This window comes from Streptomyces silaceus (assembly GCF_001419745.1).
In the GTDB taxonomy this organism is placed as follows: domain Bacteria; phylum Actinomycetota; class Actinomycetes; order Streptomycetales; family Streptomycetaceae; genus Streptomyces; species Streptomyces silaceus.
Window position 1 is genome coordinate 1 of the sequence record NZ_LIRJ01000503.1, and the last position, 5,278, is coordinate 5,278.

General features: G+C 73.3%; 3 protein-coding genes. All 3 read right to left on the bottom strand.

The annotated features are described in order from the left end of the window. On the bottom strand, window positions 1-2,886 hold a 2,886-nt coding region (locus tag AOK22_RS35360; protein ID WP_167357917.1), incomplete at its 3' end, for an ATP-dependent helicase. 83 nt (window positions 2,887-2,969) lie between these two features. After that, window positions 2,970-3,668 carry a hypothetical protein gene (locus tag AOK22_RS35365; RefSeq protein WP_055702797.1) on the bottom strand — a complete coding sequence of 233 codons (699 nt, stop codon included), beginning with the start codon at window positions 3,666-3,668 and terminating at the stop codon, window positions 2,970-2,972. A 136-nt stretch (window positions 3,669-3,804) separates the two neighbouring features. After that, window positions 3,805-5,278 (bottom strand): PD-(D/E)XK nuclease family protein (locus tag AOK22_RS35370; protein WP_244165231.1); only part of this gene is annotated, 1,474 nt, incomplete at its 5' end.

Consider the following 5,278-nt stretch of genomic DNA (forward strand, 5'->3'; position numbering starts at 1 on the left):
CGGCACGCGCGCGTGGGCGACCTCGCCGGTGGTGTCCTCGGCTCCGGAAGGCGTGGACCGGGGGTGGGCGGACCCGGGGTGCGTGGATTCGGCTCCCGGGGCGTCCGCGGGGTGCGGGACCGTCGGGCGCTCCGTCGGCAGGGAGTCCCAGTCCAGCGGGTCGGCGTCGGCCTCGGCCTCGACGAAACCGGCCTCTCCGTAGAACTCCTCTTCGTCCTCCGGCGGGGGCGGCCACTCCGGGTCGTCGGCCGGGGGCACGTCGTCGTACGCCGAGGGGTGGGCCTCCTCGTGGCTGCGGCCGGTCTCCGGCGTGCCCTCGCCCGTGAGGCGGTCCAGGTGGGCGAGGACCGTCCGCGCGGCGGCGCGACGGCGGGCCAGGGAGGCGTCGTCCAGCGGGAGCGGCCAGGCCTGGTCGGCGCTCGTCTCGTTGAGCGCGGGGTTCTCCTCGTCCTCGGCCGGCTCGTCCGCCCAGGCCTCGATCTCGCCGTGGCCCGCCGCGCAGTGGTCGTGCAGGGCCAGGAGGAAGTCCGAGGGGCCGCGGGGCTTCTTCTGGGAGGGGCCCCACCAGTGGCCCGACCCCAGGAGCAGCGAGCGGGGGCGGGTGAACGTCACGTACCCGAGGCGCAGTTCCTCGGTGCGCTGGTGGTCCTTCATGGCCTCGTGGAAGGCCTTCATGCCCTTGGCGTCCCACACTTCGACGTCGGGCAGCGTGGCCGCGTCGCCGCGCAGCTCGTGCGGCACGACCTTGGCCTGGGCCGTCCACTTCTCGCGGCCCTGCGCGCTGGGGAAGGTGCCTTCGACCAGGCCGGGGACGGCGACGACGTCCCACTCCAGGCCCTTGGACTTGTGGGCGGTGAGCACCTTGACCGTGTTCTCGCCGCCGGGCAGGGCGTTGTCGAGGCCCTTCTCGTACTGGGCGGCGGTGCGCAGGAAGCCGAGGAAGGCCAGCAGCGTCGCGCCGCTGTCGTTCGCGGCGAAGGAGGCGGCGACGTCCAGGAAGTTGGAGAGGGTCTCGCGGCGGCGGGCCGCCAGCGCGCCCGGGGACGCGGAGAGCTCCACCTCCAGGCCGGTCACCGCGAGCACGCGGTGCAGGACGTCCATCAGCGGGTCGGACAGCGACCGGCGCAGCTCGCGCAGCTCGGCGGCGAGCCGGGCGAAGCGCACCCTGGCGTCCGCGGAGAAGGGCAGCCCGTCGTCGCCTCCGGAGGCGTCGTCCGGGTCGAGCGGTGACTCCAGGAACGTGTCCAGCGCGTCCGCGAGCGAGGTCACCTCGGCCGGGTCGACGCCCTCGACGGCCTCGGCGAGACGGCGGTCGGGGTCTTCGGGAGCCAGGTGCCCGGTGCGGACGAGCAGGCGGGCGCGACGGCCCAGGAGGGCCAGGTCGCGGGCGCCGATGCGCCAGCGCGGGCCGGTCAGCAGACGCACCAGGGAGGCGTTCGCCCCCGGGTCCTGGAGGACCTCGCAGACGGCGACGAGGTCGGCGACCTCCGGCAGGTGCAGCAGTCCGGAGAGGCCGACGACCTCCACGGGGATGTCGCGGGCGACGAGCGCGGCCTGGATCTCGGCGAAGTCCGTGGCCGTGCGGCACAGGACGGCGATCTCGCCGGGCTCCTTGCCGGTGCGCACGAGGTGGGCGATCGAGTCGCCGAGCCAGTCGATCTCCTCGGCGTGCGTGCGCAGCAGGGCGCAGCGCACCACGCCGTCGCGCTCGGCGCCGGGGGCGGGCCGCAGGGCCTCCACGCCCGCGTGCAGGGCGCGCAGGGGCTCCGCGAGGCCGTTGGCGAGGTCCAGGAGGCGGCCGCCGCTGCGGCGGTTCTCGCTGAGCGCGTGGCGGGCCGCGGGACGGCCGTCGGCGTGCGCGAAGTGCTCGGGGAAGTCGTCGAGGTTCGCCACGGAGGCGCCGCGCCAGCCGTAGATCGCCTGGCAGGGGTCGCCGACCGCGGTCACCGGGTGGCCCGTGCCGCCGCCGAAGAGGCCGGACAGGAGGATGCGCTGGGCCACCGACGTGTCCTGGTACTCGTCGAGGAGGACGACGCGGAACTCCTCGCGCAGGATCTCGCCGACCTCCGCGCGGGTGCGGGCGAGGGTGGCGGAGAGGGCGATCTGGTCGCCGAAGTCGAGGAGGTCGCGGGAGCGCTTGGCCACGCGGTACTGCCCGACGAGCTCGGCCAGTTCGAGCCGGGCCGCGGCCGTGTCGGGGACCTTGCGCAGGTCGGCGTTGGTGAGCTTGGCGCCCTCCAGGGCCTGGAGCAGTCCGGTGTCGTACGCGCGCAGCCGCTCGGGGCGCACGAGGTGCTCGGCCAGCTCGCTGTCGAGGGCGAGGAGGTCGCTGACGAGGTCGGGGAAGGACCGGGTCAGGGCGGGATAGGGGCCGGGGGCCTCGCGCAGCACGCGCGCGGCGAGCTGGAAGCGGGTGGCGTCCGCGAGGAGGCGGGAGGTGGGCTCCAGGCCGATGCGCAGGCCGTGGTCGGTCAGGAGGCGGCCCGCGAACGCGTGGTACGTGGAGATGACCGGCTCGCCCGGCGAGTAGTCGGGGTCGACGCGCAGCGGCGTCGTCGAGGAGTGGTGGCCGGGCGAGGAGCCGGCCGGATCGACGTGTTCGGGGTCGGTGACGCCGGCCTTGATCAGGGCCTGGCGCACGCGCTCGGCGAGCTCGCCCGCCGCCTTGTTCGTGAACGTCAGGCCGAGGACCTGTTCGGGGGCGACCTGGCCGGTGCCGACCAGCCACACCACGCGCGCGGCCATCACCGTCGTCTTGCCCGACCCGGCGCCGGCCACGATCACCTGCGGGGCGGGCGGCGCGATGATGCAGGCCGTCTGCTCCGGGGTGAACGGGATGCCGAGGAGCTCCTTGAGCTGCTCGGGATCGGTGATGCGAGGTGACACGTCAGAGAGGCTAGCGGTGGCCACTGACAACCGGAGCGGATCCGGACGTCGGCGGCCACCACCGCTTCATGGAGTGCGCGGGGTCAGCTACCGGCAGCGATCTTCTTCGGGTCGACGACGTCCTTGGCCGGCGGTGCCTTCACGTCGACGGGCTTGCCGTAGTCGCTGAAGGTCACCGAACCCGGCTCGTCGCTGCTCTTGTTCTCGACCTTCAGGAAGTAGGGCTTGCCCTCCATGGCGACGTAGAAGGTGGTGGTCTCCTTGCCCTTCTTCTGGGTCAGGACCGCGGCCTTCTTGCCGTCGACCTCGGCGTCGTCCCCACGCTTCAGGTTCTTGAGCTTGTCGGACTTGAACATGTCGTCCCGGTTGCAGACGCCGTCCTTCTCGGTGTCCGACTTCACCCAGCGGCCCTTGACGAGCTCGGCCGTCGCGCCGCCGCCCTGGCCCTCCCAGAACTTGTCGTCGGCCTTGACGTACGAGGACTTGCCGATGGAGAGGAACTGGGCGGTGCCGGTCTTCGGCGAGCCCATCGTGCCCTTGCAGTCGCCGGACTCGGCGACTGCGAACTCGATGTTGCTCGTCTCGCCGGCCTTCTTCATCTGGCCCTTCATCGTGAAGGAACCGGCGTCCTTGGAGGCCTTGGACGCCTTGTCGGCGATCTTGTCGGCGCTCATCCCGTCGAAGGGGTCCTTGTCGCCGCCGTCGCTGCTGCAGCCGGTGACGCCGATGACGGCGGCGGCGCAGGCCGCGGCCACTGCCAGGAGCTTCCGGTTGGCTGCCATATACGCGCATCTCCTCGAAAAGGTGCACCACCAGCCGGTGCACAGCATGTCTTTACGGAGACTTTAAATTGCTTCTGAGGGTGCTATGCCCACGAGGGGGAGGACGTGACAATCCCCACGGGTGGGACGGGGCGGGTCACTCCACGACGTGGCGGCCCTCGGGGCGGGCGCTGCAGGAGGCGCGGAAGGCGCAGTGCGTGCAGTGCTGGCCCGCGGTGGGCGTGAAGCGTTCGTCGAGGACCTTGCCGGCCGCCGTCGCGAGGAGTTCGCCGACCCACTCCCCGGAGAGGGGCTCCTGGGCCTGCACCTTGGGGAAGGCGTCGCCGCCGTTCTTCTTGGCGGCGGCCTGGCGCAGCTGCACCAGCTCGGCGCCGCCCGCCTCGGGGCGTACGCCTCCGAAGAGTTCGTCGGCGGCGCCCTCGCGGACCGCGAGCTGGTAGACGGCCAGCTGCGGGTGGCGGGCCACCTCGGCGGCGGTCGGGGACTGCTTGCCGGTCTTGAAGTCGACTACGTAGGCACGGTTTTCCGCATCCTGTTCGACGCGGTCCATGGAGCCCCGTACGCGTACTTCGTAGGGTCCTGCCTCCAGCGTCACGTCGAAGCCGTGCTCGCTGGCGACCGGCGTGCGGCTCGCGCGGTCCATCACGTGCCACTGGAGGAAGCGTTCGAGCGCCACGCGCGCGTGCTCCTTCTCCTGGGCCGACTTCCAGGGGGCGTCGAAGGCGAGGGCGTCCCACACCGAGTCGAGGCGCTCCATGAGGACGGCGAGGTCGGCCGGGGTGCGCCCGGAGGCCACCTCGTCGGCCAGGACGTGCACCACGTTGCCGAAGCCCTGCGCGGCCGTCGCGGGGGCGTCCGCCTTCACCTCGCGGCCCAGGAACCACTGCAGGGCGCAGGTGTTGGCGAGCTGGTCCAGGGCGCTCCCGGAGAGCACGACGGGCTTGTCGCGGTCCCGCAGGGGGATCTCGCTCGCCGTCGGCTCGTACATGCCCCACCAGCGGTAGGGGTGCGCGGACGGCACGAGGGGGCGCCCGTCGGAGTCGCTGAGCGCGGCGAGGCGGGCGAGGCGCCGGGCCGCGGCCTCGCGCAGGGTGTCGGAGGCGCGCGGGTCGACGGTGGTGGCGCGCAGTTCGGCGACGAGCGCGGCGACGGACAGGGGGCGGCGCGGGCGGCCCGTTATGTCCTTGGGTTCGACGCCGAGTTCGGTGAGGAAGCGGGAGGGCTGGTCGCCGTCGTCCGCGGGTGCCTTCACGGCGGTGACGACGAGGCGTTCACGCGCGCGCGTGGCGGCGACGTAGAAGAGGCGGCGCTCTTCGGAGAGGAGCGCTCCGGGGGTGAGCGGTTCGGCGAGGCCGTCGCGGCCGATGCGGTCCGCCTCCAGGAGGGAGCCGCGGCGGCGCAGGTCGGGCCAGAGCCCTTCCTGGACACCCGCGACCACGACGAGGCGCCACTCCAGGCCCTTGGAGCGGTGCGCCGTCATCAGGCGTACGGCGTCGGGGCGCACGGCCCTGCGCGTGAGCGTGTCCGCGGCGATGTCCTGCGCCTCGGTCTCCTCCAGGAAGTTCAGGGCGCCCCGGCCGCCCGTCCGCTCCTCCGCGCGGGCCGCCGCG

Coding starts and splice junctions, on each gene's coding strand:
- AOK22_RS35365 (WP_055702797.1), bottom strand. CDS start 3,668: ATGGCAGCCAACCGGAAGCTCCTGGCAGTGGCCGCGGCCTGCGCCGCC.